The sequence below is a fragment of the Sulfurimonas sp. HSL3-7 genome (assembly GCF_039645985.1).
Lineage (GTDB): Bacteria > Campylobacterota > Campylobacteria > Campylobacterales > Sulfurimonadaceae > Sulfonitrofixus > Sulfonitrofixus jiaomeiensis.
In genome coordinates this window covers 1,538,719-1,555,648 of record NZ_CP147919.1, presented here as the reverse complement: position 1 = coordinate 1,555,648, position 16,930 = coordinate 1,538,719, and the positions used below count along the sequence as shown (strand labels likewise).

17 protein-coding genes are annotated in these 16,930 nt (G+C 48.4%); 16 read left to right on the top strand and 1 reads right to left on the bottom strand.

What is annotated here, in order from left to right; translation table 11 throughout:
* Positions 1-129 precede the first annotated feature (129 nt).
* Genes WCY20_RS07825 through WCY20_RS07815 form a run of 3 tightly spaced genes read left to right on the top strand, consistent with a single transcriptional unit; the run spans position 130 to position 2,896 of the window.
* Positions 130-954 (top strand): thiamine-phosphate kinase, encoded by an 825-nt coding sequence (locus WCY20_RS07825; protein WP_345974114.1) that lies wholly within the window; start codon positions 130-132, stop codon positions 952-954.
* A 17-nt stretch (positions 955-971) separates the two neighbouring features.
* On the top strand, positions 972-2,072 hold the full coding sequence (gene truD, locus WCY20_RS07820) for a tRNA pseudouridine(13) synthase TruD (RefSeq protein ID WP_345974112.1): 1,101 nt from the start codon (positions 972-974) through the stop codon (positions 2,070-2,072).
* Complete coding sequence (locus WCY20_RS07815) at positions 2,072-2,896, top strand: phosphatidylserine decarboxylase (RefSeq protein WP_345974110.1); 825 nt, start codon at positions 2,072-2,074, stop codon at positions 2,894-2,896. The genes truD and WCY20_RS07815 overlap by 1 nt, the downstream gene beginning before the upstream one ends.
* A 33-nt stretch (positions 2,897-2,929) precedes the next feature.
* On the opposite strand, the gene WCY20_RS07810 is transcribed toward WCY20_RS07815, so the two are convergent.
* The gene (locus WCY20_RS07810) at positions 2,930-3,529 is read right to left on the bottom strand and encodes a hypothetical protein (protein ID WP_345974109.1); all 600 of its coding nucleotides are present in this window, start codon (positions 3,527-3,529) and stop codon (positions 2,930-2,932) included.
* Positions 3,530-3,784: 255 nt separating this feature from the next.
* Between WCY20_RS07810 and WCY20_RS07805 the strand changes: the two genes are divergently transcribed.
* The 13 genes from WCY20_RS07805 (at position 3,785) to lpxD (ending at position 16,897) form a co-directional block, all read left to right on the top strand.
* Positions 3,785-5,464: a response regulator gene (locus tag WCY20_RS07805; RefSeq protein WP_345974107.1), complete on the top strand. Its 1,680-nt coding sequence runs from the start codon at positions 3,785-3,787 to the stop codon at positions 5,462-5,464.
* 38 nt (positions 5,465-5,502) lie between these two features.
* Positions 5,503-7,680 carry an ATP-binding protein gene (locus tag WCY20_RS07800; protein WP_345974105.1) on the top strand — a complete coding sequence of 726 codons (2,178 nt, stop codon included), beginning with the start codon at positions 5,503-5,505 and terminating at the stop codon, positions 7,678-7,680.
* Positions 7,681-7,782: 102 nt separating this feature from the next.
* Positions 7,783-8,031 (top strand): RNA-binding S4 domain-containing protein, encoded by a 249-nt coding sequence (locus WCY20_RS07795; protein ID WP_345974104.1) that lies wholly within the window; start codon positions 7,783-7,785, stop codon positions 8,029-8,031.
* Positions 8,028-9,014 (top strand): anthranilate phosphoribosyltransferase, encoded by a 987-nt coding sequence (gene trpD / locus WCY20_RS07790; RefSeq protein WP_345974102.1) that lies wholly within the window; start codon positions 8,028-8,030, stop codon positions 9,012-9,014. The genes WCY20_RS07795 and trpD overlap by 4 nt, the downstream gene beginning before the upstream one ends.
* Positions 9,011-9,427, top strand: coding sequence for a tRNA (adenosine(37)-N6)-threonylcarbamoyltransferase complex ATPase subunit type 1 TsaE (tsaE, locus tag WCY20_RS07785; RefSeq protein WP_345974100.1), 417 nt, complete (start codon positions 9,011-9,013; stop codon positions 9,425-9,427). Before trpD ends, tsaE begins: the two co-directional genes overlap by 4 nt.
* On the top strand, positions 9,420-10,142 hold the full coding sequence (gene lptB, locus WCY20_RS07780) for an LPS export ABC transporter ATP-binding protein (RefSeq protein WP_345974098.1): 723 nt from the start codon (positions 9,420-9,422) through the stop codon (positions 10,140-10,142). The genes tsaE and lptB overlap by 8 nt, the downstream gene beginning before the upstream one ends.
* A 40-nt stretch (positions 10,143-10,182) precedes the next feature.
* On the top strand, positions 10,183-10,941 hold the full coding sequence (locus WCY20_RS07775; protein ID WP_345974096.1) for a TIGR02757 family protein: 759 nt from the start codon (positions 10,183-10,185) through the stop codon (positions 10,939-10,941).
* A 30-nt stretch (positions 10,942-10,971) separates the two neighbouring features.
* Positions 10,972-11,406 (top strand): CoA-binding protein, encoded by a 435-nt coding sequence (locus WCY20_RS07770; RefSeq protein WP_345974094.1) that lies wholly within the window; start codon positions 10,972-10,974, stop codon positions 11,404-11,406.
* 3 nt (positions 11,407-11,409) lie between these two features.
* Entirely contained in the window at positions 11,410-12,621 is a 1,212-nt protein-coding gene (ilvA, locus tag WCY20_RS07765; RefSeq protein WP_345974093.1) for a threonine ammonia-lyase, read from the top strand.
* A gap of 51 nt (positions 12,622-12,672) precedes the next feature.
* Positions 12,673-13,578, top strand: coding sequence for a phosphatase (locus tag WCY20_RS07760; RefSeq protein ID WP_345974091.1), 906 nt, complete (start codon positions 12,673-12,675; stop codon positions 13,576-13,578).
* Between the two features lie 172 nt (positions 13,579-13,750).
* Positions 13,751-15,448, top strand: coding sequence for an acetolactate synthase large subunit (locus tag WCY20_RS07755; RefSeq protein WP_345974090.1), 1,698 nt, complete (start codon positions 13,751-13,753; stop codon positions 15,446-15,448).
* The gene (gene ilvN, locus WCY20_RS07750) at positions 15,448-15,918 is read left to right on the top strand and encodes an acetolactate synthase small subunit (protein WP_345974088.1); all 471 of its coding nucleotides are present in this window, start codon (positions 15,448-15,450) and stop codon (positions 15,916-15,918) included. Before WCY20_RS07755 ends, ilvN begins: the two co-directional genes overlap by 1 nt.
* 16 nt (positions 15,919-15,934) lie before the next feature.
* Positions 15,935-16,897, top strand: a complete 963-nt coding sequence (lpxD, locus tag WCY20_RS07745; protein WP_345974086.1) for a UDP-3-O-(3-hydroxymyristoyl)glucosamine N-acyltransferase — start codon at positions 15,935-15,937, stop codon at positions 16,895-16,897.
* Positions 16,898-16,930: the final 33 nt, after the last annotated feature.

Genomic DNA, 16,930 nt, shown 5'->3' with positions numbered 1-16,930 from the left:
TTTATGGGCATTTTATTGTTAATGGGGTTAATAGCGACTTAAAAAAAAGTCATATTATCCTTGAAAAACAAGACCCCCTGGTTATGAACGTGCCGATTTTGGATAAAATACGAATAAAAAGATAAAGATGTGAACACTGAAAGTTATTTTATTAAACTTTTTTCAAACCATTCCCATCGTATTGGTGATGACGGTGCACTGATAGGCAAGCGGGTCTATACGAACGATGCTTTTTGCGAAAATATTCATTTTAAACGAAGTTGGATGACCTTGCGACAGATTGCCTACAAGTCGATGTTGATCAACATCTCTGATGCTGTGGCAATGAACGCAACGCCCCAATACGCGCTTTTGAGTATCGCTATTCCGTCACACTATACCCTGCATGATATGCGCGAGCTGCATGCCGGTTTTCAGGCTGCGGCAAGCGAATACGGCCTAGAGATCATCGGCGGTGATACCGTCTCTAACAGCAGGCTCGACATCTCTATCACTATTATTTCACATGCCGATCGTCCTCTGCACCGCAAGGGGCTTAAAAAAGGGGACCTGATCGCCTATACCGGTGAAGTGGGTAAAAGTGCGAGGGACCTGCGCTACCTGCTTAGCGGCGGCAAGGTCCATTCGCGCTCAAAATTTGTCCATTTCAGTCTTCGCCGCACGTTTATCGAAGAGACCGCGCCGTCGCTGACATGCGGTATGGACATATCTGACGGACTGGGCAGTGATCTTGAGCGGCTTCATAGCTTAAATAGGGTAGGATTTCTCTTTACTAAACCGATAGATAAGAGACTGTTTTGCAGCGGTGAAGAGTATGAGATGCTGATAGGGTTCGATCCGCGTCAGCGTAAGAAGATCGTACGGCTTGCCGCTAAAAACCGTACCCCTTTACAAATTATTGCCAAAGCGGCACGTCGAAGTTATAAAAACTGCTGTAAAGCACACCATTTTTAAACCGTATTCAGGACATTATGAACAGATTTTACTCCCTTTCCCACACGCCCATCGCTTTTCACTTCAGACAGACTCCCCGAGACTTTGTCGTTGACGAGATTCCACTTTATGACTTTAGCGGCGAGGGTGAGCACCTTGTATTGCACATGCGCAAGAAAAATCTCTCTACCTGGGATGCCTTGGGCCGGATCGCCAATCATCTCGGCATCAATGCCAGAGAGATCGGCTATGCCGGGCTCAAAGATAAAAATGCTTTGACCAAGCAATATATCTCTATTTTAAAAAAACATGAAGAGAAGCTTGAAAGTTTCAACCATGAAGATATCAAGTTCCTTGATCGGACCTATCATAACAATAAGATACGTCTGGGGCATCTGAAAGGCAACCGTTTCTTCATCCGCCTGAAAAAAGTGAACCCGACCGCAGCCAAAAAACTCTCGGAAGCCCTTAAGCAGATCAAAAAAGAGGGGATGCCCAACTTTTTCGGTTATCAACGTTTCGGCAGCGACGGTGCCAACTACAAACTCGGCGAGGCTATTCTGCTCGGCAAGCGAAAAGAGCGCAATGTCAAGCTCAAACGCCTCTATATCAATGCCTACCAGAGCCACATGTTCAATCTGTGGCTCAGCCGCCGTCTGGAGATCAATTCTCTTGTCTCCAGTTTCGAGGCAAAGGCACTGTGTGATGTTCTGAACATGCCAGAAGATGTCATCACGGCACTACAGGCACAGGCGCACCCTTTCAAAATATTCAAAGGCGATATCCTGAAACACTACCCGCACGGCGCTCCTTTCGAGTATGAAGGCGAAGCAGCGGATATCGAACGTATAAACAGTAAAGAGGTCGTTCCGACAGGTCTGTTGCTGGGCAAGCGTTCCCGCCGTGCGAGCGGCCTGGCCGGCGAGATCGAAAAAGAGTTCGACATGGATTATAAGCAAGTTGACGGCGACCGACGTTATGCCTGGGTCTATCCGGAAGATGTCGAATATGAGTATAAAGAGAATGAAGCGTGGTTTGAGATGCACTTTACACTGCCAAAAGGGTGTTACGCTACGGTACTCGTCGAAGAGCTGGCGAAACGTCCGTTGCAAGTCGAAAATTTTAGCAAGGAGTCATAATGGCACGACATCTAACAAGTCTGTTTTCTCAAGGGTTCGGCAAATTTGCCAATACCCGTTTCCCAAAACCGGTTCAGGACCTTATCAATAACGGTTACGTTAAGCTGATGGGTTTGGACATGAGCGAGTTTCGTGATCCGTCGACGTACGAGACACTTAACGCTCTCTTTACGCGTCGTCTTGAAACGCCGAGAGCGTTTTCCGAAGACCCGAAAGATTTTATTTCACCATGCGACTCCCTGATCACCGAATGCGGCCGTCTGCATGAAGATATTGCCCTGCATATCAAGGGGATGTACTACAATATCAACGATCTTCTAGGCGATAAAATCGAAGACGACAGGAAGCAGAAGCTGGTCGATGGCGACTTTGTCAACTTCTATCTTTCACCCAGCGATTACCACCGTTACCATGTTCCATGTGACCTGAGTGTTAAAAAAGCGGTGCATATTCCGGGCAAACTCTACCCCGTCAACATGCGCTATCTGAACAAACAGCCTAACCTGTTTGTAGAAAACGAACGTGTAGTATTGGAGTGTGAGAACAGCGAGGGTAAACTTTTTTACATGGTGCTCGTCGGAGCCTTGAATGTCGGTGTAATGCAGGTCTCTTTTGAACCGGCTATTCAGACCAATGCAAGCAGTACCGAGGTAAGTGTCTACGAGTATGAAGAGGGCGTTGCACTGGCCAAGAACGATGACCTTGGCTGTTTTGAGATGGGCTCGACAATCGTCATCATTGCTGAACCGGACATGTTGGCACTTTCAGTAGAACCGGGTGCAAAAGTCGCTTACGCACAGACGATAGCGACTGTAAAAGAGTAGCCTCAGCGCAATTATCAACAGATATGCAAACGCCTATCTGTTTTTAACTTCCAGCTTTGCCATCAGCTTCCCATCTTCTTCGTAGATACTCATCTTGGTGTCAATAGGTATCTTATGCTGGGCAATTTCGTTTTGTATCGAATGTAATATAGATGCAAAACGTTGAAACATCGGCACAATAATATAATCGATATGCGCTTTTTGTACCTGAAGCGTAAGGTTCTTGACAGCACTGTTGTAGAGCGTTTCATTTGTGATATATTGTAAGCGATAGTTTCGCATCAGTTCAATATTATTGATCAATGCATCCTGTTCGCTTTGCGAAAGTGCTTTATTCTCTTTTGCCTCTTTGATCTCATTGTCTATACGCTTGTTTTCTTTTCCAATATTTTCTTTTACTTTCGTGTCCAAATCGCCGCAATAGTCCCGTATACCGGCTAAGATCTCGTTGTCGTCAAGGCGTTTGGTATCGGCGGGATATTGGTAGGTGTTCTCTTCGAAAGAGTCACTGCCCAGCGCTTGCAAAAGCTGAACGATAATATTGAGGTAGGTATACCTGTCATCATGCTCAGGATCGAAAGTGATCCCGCTTTTTGAAATGATCGGTTTAGGACCAACATAGTTTATCTGCATCTCTGTACCTTAAAATAAGATCTATCCAATAAGCTCCTTATCAGGCTCTTATTGACGTTTTCTTTAAATATATGTGACTCTATTGTAACATAAGAGTTTTCTATAATTAGAATAATGTATAAAAAAATAGACTATTTCGGCGGAGTTGTTGAATATATTAACAGCGTGTCAAGATTACTTATACGATTTTATGTTACTCTAATTTTTCATAGTCTCTAGAGAGGCTTTATACTTTATGAAAGCAAGGATATACGTTTGAAAAAAAGTCAACTTCTTTTACTGGCAATGTTGATGGGTACATTTTCAACACTCTCTTCGTCGCCGCTGGATACGCCGCTGCAGGTACAGACGCAAACCCAAAAAGTCGAAAATCTCAAAGATGGGAAAAATATTGTTATAGGGAGTTTTGATAACAGGCAGGATGCTGATGTCCAGTTGAGCACCTTGTTGGATGTCATGGACAGCAGTTCAAAAATAGTCAATCTGGAATTGCTTCACGGGTTTGATTATGCTGTCAAAGATCAAAACGGCACCTACCTTGTAAGTATCGAACCTTTTGTGGAGGATAAGGTACTGTACGAAGTCCTTGCGATTGTCAAAGAACACTATCCGAAAGCGTATGCGGCGGAGTGTAAAGGGTGCGTTCGTGAAGAATTTATGCAGTGGAGTCTGCAGCAGAGAGAGGCTAAAGAACGCGAACTTCTAGAAAACGCGGTCGCGCAGGAGCATATGGGCGAACCGGTAAAGGTACGTGTGGAGAATGAGTCTGTCGAGGAAAAGCCTGCGCCTGTAGTGAAGCCTGCGGCGGCAAAAGAAGAAGCTTTCAGCCTGCCGTTTAAAACCGAATACCTCTTATACGGGGTAGGGGGATTGGCGCTTCTAATACTAGTCTATCTATTAATGCGAAAGCCGAAAAAACCTTCAGGCGAAGCGTTGAAAGAACTTTATGTCCAGGCTGAAGCACTTGAAAAAGAGATGGGTGCCGAAGCTGAACCGGCGGCCGCCACGGAAGAACCGGCGGTTGTCTCAGAAGAGCCTGAAGTTCAGCTAGAGAGTGATCTCACTGTTACCGAAGAAGCACCTGAAACCCTGCCGGTCGAAAAAGAGGTTGTTCCGGCAGTCAAAGAGGGCAAAGCGCTCAATCACAAGCTTCGCGAACCCAACAGTGCTGTCACAGAGATAAGCAAAGAGAACTTTAAAGAGTTTGCAGGGCTGCATCTGTTGATCGCGGAAGACAACCTGATCAATCAAAAAGTGATCGTCGGTCTGCTCAAAGAGTCCGGCATCAATATTAAAATCGCCAATGACGGTCAAGAGTGTCTGGATATTCTGCAAGAGGATTCGAATTATCAGATCATCCTGATGGACGCGCACATGCCGCGTGTTGACGGGCTGGAAGCGACCAGGCAGATCCGTGCAAATCCGGCCTACGATCACATCACGGTGATGGCGCTCAGCGGTGATACCGGTGTCGATGATATTAGAAAGATGCGTGATGCCGGTATGGAAGAGCAGTTGGAAAAACCGCTTAAAATCGCGGCACTTTACCAAGCGCTTTATTGTTACTTTGATCCGAATGCAACAACTGCTGCTGAAGAAGAGGCAGCGATCCATCTTGACAACTCTTTGGGCTTGGAGATGCTGGGCGGTGATGTCGAACTTTACCATGAGGTTCTTGCCGAGTTCCAGTCGCTCTATCATGACTCCGATGAAAAGATCGAAATATGGCTTAAGCATGGCGACTTTGACAAAGCAAAAGCACTGCTGCTCGATGTCAAAGGAATCGCTGAAAGTGTCGGTGCAGCTGCACTGACACAGACGGCTGAGGAGTTTAGAGAGGCGATCATTGCAGGGCAGAGTGATCAATACCCGAAATTGATGAAGCGTTATCAAACACAACTGCAATCTATTCTATCGGACATGGCAGAGGTGTAACGCCCCTGCAAACATAATCTTAACTAGGCAATTCCACTATGAACTATTTTTTATTACTTTTTTTGTCTCTATCCCTGACCCCTCTGTTTGCAGCGGATGAAGCAGTGCCTACACCGTATATCGTGACAGCATTTAGTGTCCTTCTCCTGCTTTTGATCTACTTCTTTGTACGTCATCGCAAAGAGGCGATCCATGCAAAAGAGGTGGAGGTAGAAAACAGCACTTTAAGCAGTGACAATGTAACGCTCAGTTCCGAAAACAGAGAGTACCGGCAGTCGATAGAGGAACACAGAGAACTGCTGGAGGGGATGACGAACAAGTTAAAAGATCCGACAAATGATATCCTTGGCAAGACAAAGAAGGTCCTGACGACGCAGCTCAATGACAAACAATCGATAGAGTTGCGCAATATTCAAGATTCGGGTCAAGTTCTTTTTGCTATCGTGGATGATCTTCTCGACTTTATGAAGATCCGTTCGAATAAGCTGGAGATCGAAGAGAAAGCTTTCGATATCAATGAGTTGCTTGATCTCATCGTCCATTCTGTCGTAGAACGCATTGAGAAGAAAGATGTTGAAGTGATCTTTGACATTGACAAAAGTGTGCCGCCGCGCATCATAGGCGATCCTATCCGAATCGGTCAGATCTTGACCAACCTGCTTGAGAACGGGATCAAGTTTACCCACTCAGGTGAAGTCAGACTTCACGTCAAGCGTTTGGGCCAAGAAGCTGAGAAGTTGCAGTTGATGTTTGAGGTGGTCGATACGGGTATCGGCATTCCCGAATCGAAGCTCGATGACATTTTTACCCCGTTTTATCAGATCAAAAACAACAATAATGCCGGTCTGGGGCTTTCCATTTCCAAGGCGCTGGTAGAGATGATGGGCGGAGAGATTCTGGTCTCTACCGAATTGAACAGAGGCTCGACCTTTACCTTCGTGTTGGGGCTGCAAGAGCTTGATGCCGATGAGCAGCGCCATTACCACTTGCCGGACAAGGCCTACAGCAGACGCCGTGTCTTGATCATTGATTATCACGACAGTGCGGCGGCGGCCATGAAAAAACTGTTGGAGTATTTTCATAATGATGTGGATATGATCCCGCAAGCCGATCTCGATACTATGGCACCGGATCTGGGGCGTTATGACATGCTTTTCATTTCTGAAAAGCTTTTGGGGTTTGATCTGGTCAAGAAGGTGGATGCTTTAAAAGCGGAAAAAGAGATCAAACTTGTTGTTGTCGGCAGTATGCTGCATAAATCGGTCAACAGCAATGTGGTTGGAAAACTGGCGGACAAGCGTATTATGAAGCCGGTCAATCAGCAAAATATTTTTGATCTCCTGGTTGACTTTTACGGTCAGGATGAAACGATCGTTTCACCAGAGATACCTGGCAAGACAACGCTTTCAATGCCGCGCATCGTCATTGAACGTACGCAAAAGAAGAATGTGACGAAAGAGGACTTCAAATCTTTCAGCGGGGCAAATATCCTTCTGGCCGAAGACAATATTATTAACCAGAAAGTTCTGTCGAGCCTGTTGAAAGACAGCGGGATCCATATTGATATGGCAGAGCACGGTAAGACGGCTCTTGAGATGGTCAAAGACAAAGAGTATGATCTTATCTTAATGGATGTCAATATGCCGGTCATGGACGGATACGAGGCAACCGAACGGCTGAAGGCATCGACACATACGGCACATATTCCGATAGTCGCTCTCTCCGGCAACACGATGCCAGAAGAGATCGCAGAGATGAAAGCATGCGGCATGGATGACCGCCTTGAAAAACCGATCAAAGTGCATTCGATCTACTCTGTTTTCAGCAAGTATCTTGAGTTCCATCCGCTTCTGGAAGAGCCGGTTGACACCTCACTGCCGGACAGGCTCTACCTTTTTGAAGAGGGGTTAGAGCGCGTCGGCGGCGACAAAGCGCTCTATAAAGAGATCGTCAATGAGTTCATAAAACTCTACGGGGATTCGGACAAGATGCTTGAGCAGTATCATGTCCAAAAAGAGAGTGCAAAGCTCAAAGCTTTGAGCCTCGATATTAAAGGGGTCAGTGCCAATATCGGGGTATATGCACTTGCCAGCGCTGCCAAAAAGATCAATGAGTCAAGTTTATCGAGTACCAGCATGCCAAAATTTCTCGATACGTATAAAAAAACACTCTACAAGACAATGGAAGTCCTGACGACAAAAGTAAATAGTCTGTGATTGGGTTCCTCTTTCACATCCTTTTTAGCTCACTTTTTCTACAATACCGGTACAAAATCCATACGCTTTATAGTGAACAGAAGTGTTTAAAAAGTAAGAAAAATGCGAATAGACAAATATTTAAATGCTGTCAACATTACCAAACGCCGGAGCGTGGCTCAGGATATGATCAGTTCGGGCGTTGTTTATATTAATGATAAAGCCGTCAAAGCAAGCAAAAACGTAGAGATAGGCAATATTATCACGATCGCCTATCTTAAAGGGGCCAAGCGTTATGAGGTCCTGGCGATACCGACGACAAAATCGACACCCAAGTCGGAACAAGAGAAATATATCAAGGAGCTTTCATGAACTATGAAGAGGCTTTCAGCGCTTTTACCTCACTCTTTAACCATGAGATGAGTGATGAACAGATGCGGGACTTCCTGGTCTCGATGAAACTTGACAGTGAGACATCGGTGGATGCGCTGGCAGCCGCAGCCGCGGTGATGCGCTCCCATGCTGTTGCGCTGCCGGTAGCCGAGGAGCTGCGTCCTAAACTGCTTGATATCGTGGGTACGGGCGGCGACAAGATCGGAAGTTTCAACATCTCTTCGACTGTCGCGCTGCTCTGCGCGTCGATGGGCTCTTATGTGGCCAAACACGGCAGCCGCTCCGTTACGTCAAAATCGGGCAGTGCCGATATGTTTGAATCGCTCGGTGTGCGTCTGGACCTCAGTATAGAACAGAGTGCACGGCTGCTTGAAGAGTGCGGCTTCACTTTTATGTTTGCTCAAAACCATCACCCTGCGATGAAGTTCATTATGCCGATACGCAAGACCATCAGCGAAAAGACGGTCTTCAATGTCCTTGGCCCGTTGACGAATCCCGCCGGTGTCCAGAAGATCATGCTGGGCGTGTTCGACAGGTCGTTCGTTCCCAAGATCGCCAAAGCCCTTCAGATCAACAATGTCAAGTCGGCGATCGTTGTCAGTTCCAAAGAGCATATGGATGAGATCAGTATCTCTGATATCACCTATGCGGCGCGTCTGTCGGAAGAGGGGATCAACGAGTACGAGATCGATCCGACTGCGTACGGCATAGAACGCCAGCCGCTTGAGACGATCGTCGGCGGTGATGCTAAAGAGAACGCGCAGATCCTGCACAACATTTTCAATAATCGTGCGACGACAGCGCAGCGCGATATCGTCATGATCAATGCGGCAAACGCCTTTATCGTCGACGGCAAAGCACGCGATATCCAGGATGGGCTGGAGATGGCTAGCGAAGCGCTGCTCAGCGGAAAAGCAAAGGCAAAACTCGAAGAGATCATTAAAGTGAGCCAGAAACTGTGACCGAGTTAACATGCTCCCTTGAACAGCTGCAGGATGTCTGTCAGGCTATCGTCGATCTGCTGCCCGAAGGCGGGGTTGTCATACTGAGGGGTGACCTGGCTGCCGGAAAGACAACACTCACACAGGCCTTTGCAAAACATCTGGGGCTGAGTGAAGCGGTAACATCGCCGACGTTCTCTTTGCAGCAGTGTTACGGCGACAGGCTGTTCCATTACGATATCTACAATCAGGGGATGGACCATTTTCTCTCTTTGGGTATGCTTGAGGAGCTGGAACGCGAAGGATACCATCTCGTCGAATGGGGTGATGAGTCGCTTGCACGACTTTTAAAAACGGCAGGGATACCGATGATTACCGTGGTAATCGATAAAGCAGATAAGAACAGACGAACCTATAGGATAGAGGATGCATAAGTTAATAGCCAAAGATCTTGTCAAGACGATAAAGGGGACGGAGATCGTCCGCGGCATGTCGCTTGAGGTTAATTCGGGCGAGGTCGTCGGACTGCTCGGTCCAAACGGTGCGGGGAAGACGACCAGCTTCTATATGATCTGCGGGCTTGTCGAGATGACAAGCGGCGAGGTCTTTCTTGACGGCGAAGACATCTCCCATATGCCGCTGCACCAGCGTGCGGTCAAAGGGATCGGCTATCTGCCGCAGGAAGCGTCGATCTTCAAAGACCTGACGGTGGAAGAGAACCTGATGGTTGCGGCCCAGGTCAACATCAAAGATGAAAAAGCGCAGTACGAACGGATTGAAGAGCTGCTGGACATGTTCAACATCGAACCGATCCGCTACCGTAAAGGGATCTCCCTCTCCGGGGGTGAACGCCGCCGCGCGGAGATCGCCCGTGCACTGATCAATTCGCCGCGGTTTTTACTGTTGGACGAGCCGTTCGCCGGGGTTGACCCGCTGGCGGTCAGCGATATTCAGGAGGTCATCCATCAGCTGGTCCAATATGATATCGGCGTTTTGATCACCGACCACAACGTGCGCGAGACTCTGGACGTATGCGACCGTGCCTATGTCATCAAAAGCGGTTCGCTGTTGGCCTCGGGAACAAGCGACGAGATCGGCCAAAACGAAGATGTCCGTAAACACTATCTCGGAGAGTCGTTTAAGCTTTGACCGACTTGCCGTCAGGAAGTAGAACGTATGAAGAGCTCCCTTGAATAACCGTCTTCAAACAGTCAAGATGCGCTTGGATTTGGAAGTCGCTAAACGCAATTCCCTCGATGAACTGCATTCGAGCCGTCCCGACCCCATCATGCCGGCCCGCGAACACAGAGAGGAGTACCGTGCACTGATCTGTGCTCTTTTTGGCTACGGCAGGGCTGACAGCATCATTAAATTTCTCTATTCCCTGGACCTCTCTCTGCTCGAAAGCTCGGAGAGCGAGATCGGAAAAGCTCTCTCAGCCTACTATTACCGTTTTCAAAACAGCCAGGATGTCATTGAGATATTCAGAACCTTGCATCGCCTTAAAAAAGAGGGGAGCCTGGAATCCTTTTTTTATGAAGGATATCGCAAAGAACAGAACGTATTGACGGGGCTCAATACCCTGATCGGTGCCATGTCAAAAGTCAACACCTATAAGAGCAGAGGGTATGACTTCCTGGTCGGAAAGCCCATTGTCAAGAGCAGGGGGAACTCGGCGATGAAGCGCTGGATGATGTACCTGCGCTGGATGGTCCGAAAAGACAATATCGATATGGGGCTGTGGACAACGGTCGATAAAAAAGACTTGATCATGCCGCTGGACACCCACACCTTCAATATCTCGAGAAGACTCGGTCTTCTGCAGCGAAAGAGTTATGACCTTGAAGCCGCCCTCGAACTGACAGAGACGCTGCGGGGTTTTGATAAAGAGGACCCGGTCAAGTATGACTTTGCCCTCTACCGTATCGGACAGGAAAAAATGCTATAATCGCGACAATAGAATACCGAGGAGCCAATTATGGAGTGCGAATTCCCGACGGTCAATGCCGATGACGACCAGGTGAAAGAGATATTTGAGAGTGTCAAGACAATTGCCGTGTTAGGTCTTTCTCCGGATGAGAGTAAAGACAGCAACATGGTGGCGCGTTACCTTCAAAACAAAGGCTACAAGATCATTCCTGTCTACCCGAAAGATAACGAGGATATATTGGGAGAGAAGGTCTATACCTCTTTGGCTGATATACCGCAGAAGGTGGATATGATCAATATCTTTCGTAAACCGAGTGCCCTCGGTGCGATCGCTGATGCCGCGATAGCGCGTGGTGATGTCAAAGTCTTTTGGTCGCAACAGGGGATTGTCAACAATGCCGCAGCACAAAAAGCTGAAGATGCCGGAATGACAGTGGTCCAGAACCGCTGTTCGATGGTCGAACATCGTAAATTGATAGGTTGAATATTGTTTCCATTAGAAAAGATCAAACAAGCGCAAAAGCGTATTAGTGAAGTCGTCGTACACACACCTTTCTCTTATGCCCCGTTTTTAAGCGAGCAGAGCGGTGTCACTGTTTACCTGAAAAAAGAGAACCTGCAGATGACGGGTGCCTTCAAACTGCGCGGCGCTTTCAACAAGATCGCATCGCTCAGTGAGGCCGAACGCTCAAAAGGGGTCGTAGCGGCAAGCGCAGGAAACCATGCACAGGGGGTTGCCTACTCGGCCCAGCATTTCGGCATTAAAGCCGTCATCGTCATGCCTGACTCGACCCCACTGACCAAGATCAACGGGGTCCGTTATTTCGGTGCGGAAGTGATCCTCGCCGGAAGCAACTATGATGAGGCCTACGCCTATGCGACAAAATACGGCGAGGAGAACGGGCTTGTCTTTGTCCACCCGTTTGAAGACGACGAGGTCATCGCCGGGCAGGGGACCGTTGCCCTGGAGATACTCGAAGCGGCATCGGACCTGGATGCCGTCATCGTGCCTGTCGGAGGCGGCGGTCTGATCTCGGGTATCGCAGCCGCGGTCAAAGGGATCAACCCGGAGATCGAAGTCATCGGCGTCAGTGCGTCCGGTGCACCGGCACTGAAAAACTCCTTTGACGCCAAGACACCGATCGATTCACTTTCGGTACGTACTATCGCCGATGGTATCGCCGTACGCGACTGTTCGCCTGTCACACTGAACTATATGCTCGAGACAGTCGACACCTTCATAACGGTGGACGACAACGAGATCGCAAGCGGTATTCTTTTTCTGCTGGAGAAACAGAAACTTGTGGTTGAAGGTGCAGGTGCGGTCGGCATCGCTGCGCTTCTGCACAAGAAGCTTCCGCACCTTACCGGTAAGAAAGTGGCCGTTGTACTGAGCGGCGGTAATGTCGATGTGACACTGTTGTCGGTCATTATCGAAAAAGGTCTTATCAAGTCCAACCGCAAGATCAAACTGACGGTGACACTGGTGGACAAGCCGGGCTCACTGATGCAGCTTACAGGTCTGCTCAGAGATCTCAATGCCAACATTGTCCATATCGCCTATGACCGTACGTCGACCGATCTTGATTACGGTGATGCCAATGTGACCATCCACCTGGAGACCAAAGGCAAAGAGCATCAAAGCGAAATCATCAAGGTCCTGCACGACAACGGCTATCTGAGCAACGAATTCCATTAAGTCGGCTTCCGTGACGGCTTTTGCCGTCGACTCCCATAAAAGGTGTATATCATGATAGCGATTGACTTGGGTTCCAACAGCTGTCGCTGCATCGAATATGACTGCGACACAAAAAAGTTCGGCCGCAGTTTTGAACGTATTGTCAAAACGGCTGATCAGATGCATGAAACAGGCAAGATTTCCGAAGAGGCACTTGAACGTGTTGTCAAGGCACTTAGAGCGGCAGATCTTGAACTCGGCTTGCGAAGTGATGCCGTTCGGGCGGTGACGACCCATGCGATGCGTATGGCATCGAATTCGGAACAGATCCTCAAAAGTATCAAAGAGCAGAGCGGTGTCGAGTTTACGATCATCTCATCCGACGATGAGGCCTATTACACACTGATCGCGGTTGAGGCAAGGCTCAAAGCCCTGCAGATCGAAAGCAGACATTTTGTACTTATCGATGTCGGCGGCGGTTCGACAGAGATCATCTTTTATAAAAACGGGAAGATGGAGAGCAGAAGCTTTCCGATCGGTATTGTCACCACCGCGCAGATCTGTGATGAACACAGAGATATCAACCGTTACCTGGATCTGCAGTTCAGAGAATTGGTCGCCTATGTAGAGGAGTACTATACAAACAACGGCAAACCCGACTCCTTTGTGACAACGGCCGGAACACCGACAACAATGGCAGCTTTTTTGCTGGGGATGAACTACAAAACTTATGATGTCGAGAAGATCAACGGCTACTGTCTGACCTATGAAAATACACAGAAAGTACTCGATGAACTCATCATCATGTCGCCGCAGCAGAGAGCAGAGATTGTCGGTGTCGGGCGTGAAAGCTTGATCATTGCCGGGATCGTCATCATACAAAAACTCTATAATGTTTTAGGCTTTGAAGAGGCAACCGTTGTTGATGACGGTGTTCGAGAAGGTGTGGCAATCGCGTATTGTAAAGGGTACCTCTAAAGAAATCCATAACGGCGATCTGCCTGGTTAAAGTTAAAGTAATTTGAAAGATGGATTCAGGCGAATTTTTAACAAAAAATATAGTTAAAGTTGCCTATAATAGGCGAATTTTTTTCTCTAAGGCTCTTAGAGAAAGCCCATAAAGAGTTGGGATTTTATTAGAGGAGACGCTATGCAGATCAGCGGAGCGCAGATGGTCATCGAGGCATTGATCGCCGAAAATGTTACAACCGTTTTTGGATACCCGGGCGGAGCGATCATGAATGTTTATGATGAGATCTATAAGCAAGAGGGTTTTGAACATATCTTGACGCGTCATGAACAGGCTGCTATTCACGCAGCAGAGGGATATGCAAAGGTCACCGGCAAGGTCGGTGTCGCCATGATCACTTCAGGCCCCGGTTTTACCAATGCGGTAACCGGTCTTGCCGATGCTTATATGGATTCGATCCCTTTGGTCGTTATCAGCGGACAGGTGCCAATGTCCCTGATCGGAACGGATGCATTTCAAGAGATCGATGCCGTCGGTATCAGTCGGGCATGTACGAAACACAACTACCTTGTAACCGATGCAAAAGATCTTCCCCGTATCTTAAAAGAGGCGTTCTACATCGCTGCATCAGGACGTCCCGGTCCGGTGCATGTGGATATTCCGAAAGATGTGACCGCTCAGATCGAAGAGTTCGTCTATCCTGAAAATGTGGATATCCCAACCTACAAGCCTACAGTCAAAGGCAACAAGCGTCAGATCAAAAAAGCGGTTGAGGCGATCGCCGAGGCCAAGCGACCGCTTTTTTATCTCGGCGGGGGTGTTATCAACTCCAATGCTGCCGAGGAAGTACGTGCATTTGTAAAACAGACGGGGATTCCTGCCGTTGAGACCTTTATGGCGCGCGGAACACTTCGCTATGACGATCCGTTGCTTATTTCGATGCTTGGAATGCACGGTTCATACGCAGCCAACATGGCGATGAGCGAGACGGACCTTGTTATCGCCTTGGGTGCCCGTTTTGACGACCGTGTAACAGGTAAACTGTCCGAGTTCGCTAAACATGCCGGTATTATCCATGTCGACATCGATCCGGCGAGCATCTCAAAACTGGTCAATGCCGACTATCCGATCGTCGGGGATGTCAAAGGTGTTGTGGCCGAGATGATCGAGTTGGCCAAAGAACAGGTTGATCCGAAGCGTTATCTGCCTTGGCTGGAAACGGTCGATCATTTCGATAAACTCCACCCTCTGCGTTATATAGAGGATACGGATCGTATCAAGCCGCAGTGGGTCATTGAGCGTGTCGGCGAGCTTCTCGGTGATGATGCCAATATCTCAACCGATGTCGGACAGCACCAGATGTGGACAGCACAATTCTATCCGTTCACGCGCCCACGTCAGTGGGTCAGCTCCGGCGGTCTGGGAACGATGGGCTTCGGTTTTCCTGCAGCGCTGGGTGTAAAACGCGGCGCAATGGACAAGATCAGTATCAACTTTACCGGTGACGGTTCGATCCTGATGAACATTCAGGAACTGATGACAGCGGTTGAGAAGAAGCTGCCGGTCATTAACATTATCCTGAACAACAACTATCTGGGGATGGTACGCCAGTGGCAGACACTCTTTTACAACAAACGCCACTCTGAGACAGACCTCTCCATGCAGCCAGACTTTGTGATGCTGGCTGAGAGTTTCGGCGGCGTCGGTTATCGCGTCTCGACAAAAGAGGAGTTTGATGCTGCGCTTAAAGATGCCGTTGAAAAAAATGTCGTCGCCATCATCGATGTGAAAGTGGAACGCTTGGAAAACGTTCTGCCTATGGTGCCGTCGGGCGGATCGCTGTTTAATATGATGCTATTAGAGAACAAGGAGTCGTAATGCAGGAAGAAAGAAGAGTAATCTCCGTTATTGTTGCAAATGAAGCGAGTGCCCTTTCTCGTATCTCCGGGCTCTTTTCCGCCCGTGGTTATAATGTTGTTTCATTGACAGTGGCACCGATTCCAGAGAGTGACTATTCGCGTTTGACGATCGTTACTGTCGGTTCTGTACGCGTCATCGAGCAGATCACGAAGCAGCTGCACAAACTTATTCCGGTACTGCGTGTAAGCGATACCCAGGAGATGATCGAAAAAGAGATGGTTCTTACCAAGTTTCCTATTACGGAAGATCTGAACAACATCTCGGTACTGGCAAACGCCTATAACGGCAAGATCGTCAATGTCGGCACCGACACCATTATTGTTATGATAGCGGATGAACCAAAACGTGTTGAGCACTTTTTGACGGCGATTAGACGTTACCACCCGCTTGAGATCGTTCGCGGCGGTACGGTTGCCGTTGACCGTTAAACAGAGTAGGGAGGCAATGGCGATGATAGAACTAAACGACCTGTTACAGGCAATCGGCGTTGACTATAGAGGGCGCTCTTTCGCTGTCTCCGGACTCAATACCCTGGGTGATGCCAGTGCCACCGAAGTAAGCTTTCTTCAAAACAAAAGCTATGTCGCACAGCTTAAAACAACAAAGGCGGGTGCCGTCTTTGTGACGTCAGATATGGCGGAACATGTACCCGCGTCATCTGCTGCGATTGTTGTTGATGAACCTTATCTGAGTCTGGCCCTCAGCAGCAAACTTTTTGCACCGGCGTTGATCGATACGGCTGCCTCCGATGCCGTCGTAGGTGAGGGCAGTTATATTGCCGAAGGTGCGCATCTGGCAAAAGGGGCGATAATCGGTAAAAACTGTACTGTTATGCCGGGTGCCTATGTGGGCAGAGGTGCTGTTATCGGTGATAATACCATCTTGCATTCAAACGTCTCTGTCTATCATGACTGCAAGGTCGGCTCCGACTGTATCATCCACGCCTCAGCCGTGATCGGCAGTGACGGGTTCGGTTTTGCCACGACGAAGACGGGGACGCATGTCAAGATCTATCAAAACGGCAATGTCGTCATTGACGATGACGTCGAGATAGGTTCCGCTACAACGATAGACAGGGCGGCTTTCGGTTCGACGCATATCAAGGAAGGTGTGCGCATTGATAATCTTGTGCATGTCGGTCACAACTGTGTCATCGGCGAATATTCGGTTTTGGTCGCCCAGTCCGGTATTGCCGGTTCGACGACATTTGGACGCAACGTCGTTCTCGGTGCACAGGGCGGTACGGTAGGGCATATCTCCATCGCCCCTTTTACAACCCTGGCGGCGCGTTCGGGTGTGACCAAAAGCATTACGGAGAGCGGAAAGACCTTTGCGGGGTTCCCGCTGATGGAGCACAAGCTGTGGCTGAAGCTTCAAGGCAAACTTGCGCGTTTACTCAAGTCGTAACCGCTTTGTCATTTTTCTTATTCGTTTGAAGCT

What these genes read in the sequence shown, in the direction of transcription:
- WCY20_RS07760 (WP_345974091.1), top strand. Translation starts at nt 12,673, where the DNA reads ATGATAGCGATTGACTTGGGTTCCAACAGCTGTCGCTGCATCGAATAT.
- WCY20_RS07810 (WP_345974109.1), bottom strand. Translation starts at nt 3,529, where the DNA reads ATGCAGATAAACTATGTTGGTCCTAAACCGATCATTTCAAAAAGCGGG.
- WCY20_RS07800 (WP_345974105.1), top strand. Translation starts at nt 5,503, where the DNA reads ATGAACTATTTTTTATTACTTTTTTTGTCTCTATCCCTGACCCCTCTG.
- ilvN (WP_345974088.1), top strand. Translation starts at nt 15,448, where the DNA reads ATGCAGGAAGAAAGAAGAGTAATCTCCGTTATTGTTGCAAATGAAGCG.
- WCY20_RS07755 (WP_345974090.1), top strand. Translation starts at nt 13,751, where the DNA reads ATGCAGATCAGCGGAGCGCAGATGGTCATCGAGGCATTGATCGCCGAA.
- trpD (WP_345974102.1), top strand. Translation starts at nt 8,028, where the DNA reads ATGAACTATGAAGAGGCTTTCAGCGCTTTTACCTCACTCTTTAACCAT.
- WCY20_RS07815 (WP_345974110.1), top strand. Translation starts at nt 2,072, where the DNA reads ATGGCACGACATCTAACAAGTCTGTTTTCTCAAGGGTTCGGCAAATTT.
- WCY20_RS07770 (WP_345974094.1), top strand. Translation starts at nt 10,972, where the DNA reads ATGGAGTGCGAATTCCCGACGGTCAATGCCGATGACGACCAGGTGAAA.
- lptB (WP_345974098.1), top strand. Translation starts at nt 9,420, where the DNA reads ATGCATAAGTTAATAGCCAAAGATCTTGTCAAGACGATAAAGGGGACG.
- WCY20_RS07795 (WP_345974104.1), top strand. Translation starts at nt 7,783, where the DNA reads ATGCGAATAGACAAATATTTAAATGCTGTCAACATTACCAAACGCCGG.
- truD (WP_345974112.1), top strand. Translation starts at nt 972, where the DNA reads ATGAACAGATTTTACTCCCTTTCCCACACGCCCATCGCTTTTCACTTC.
- lpxD (WP_345974086.1), top strand. Translation starts at nt 15,935, where the DNA reads ATGGCGATGATAGAACTAAACGACCTGTTACAGGCAATCGGCGTTGAC.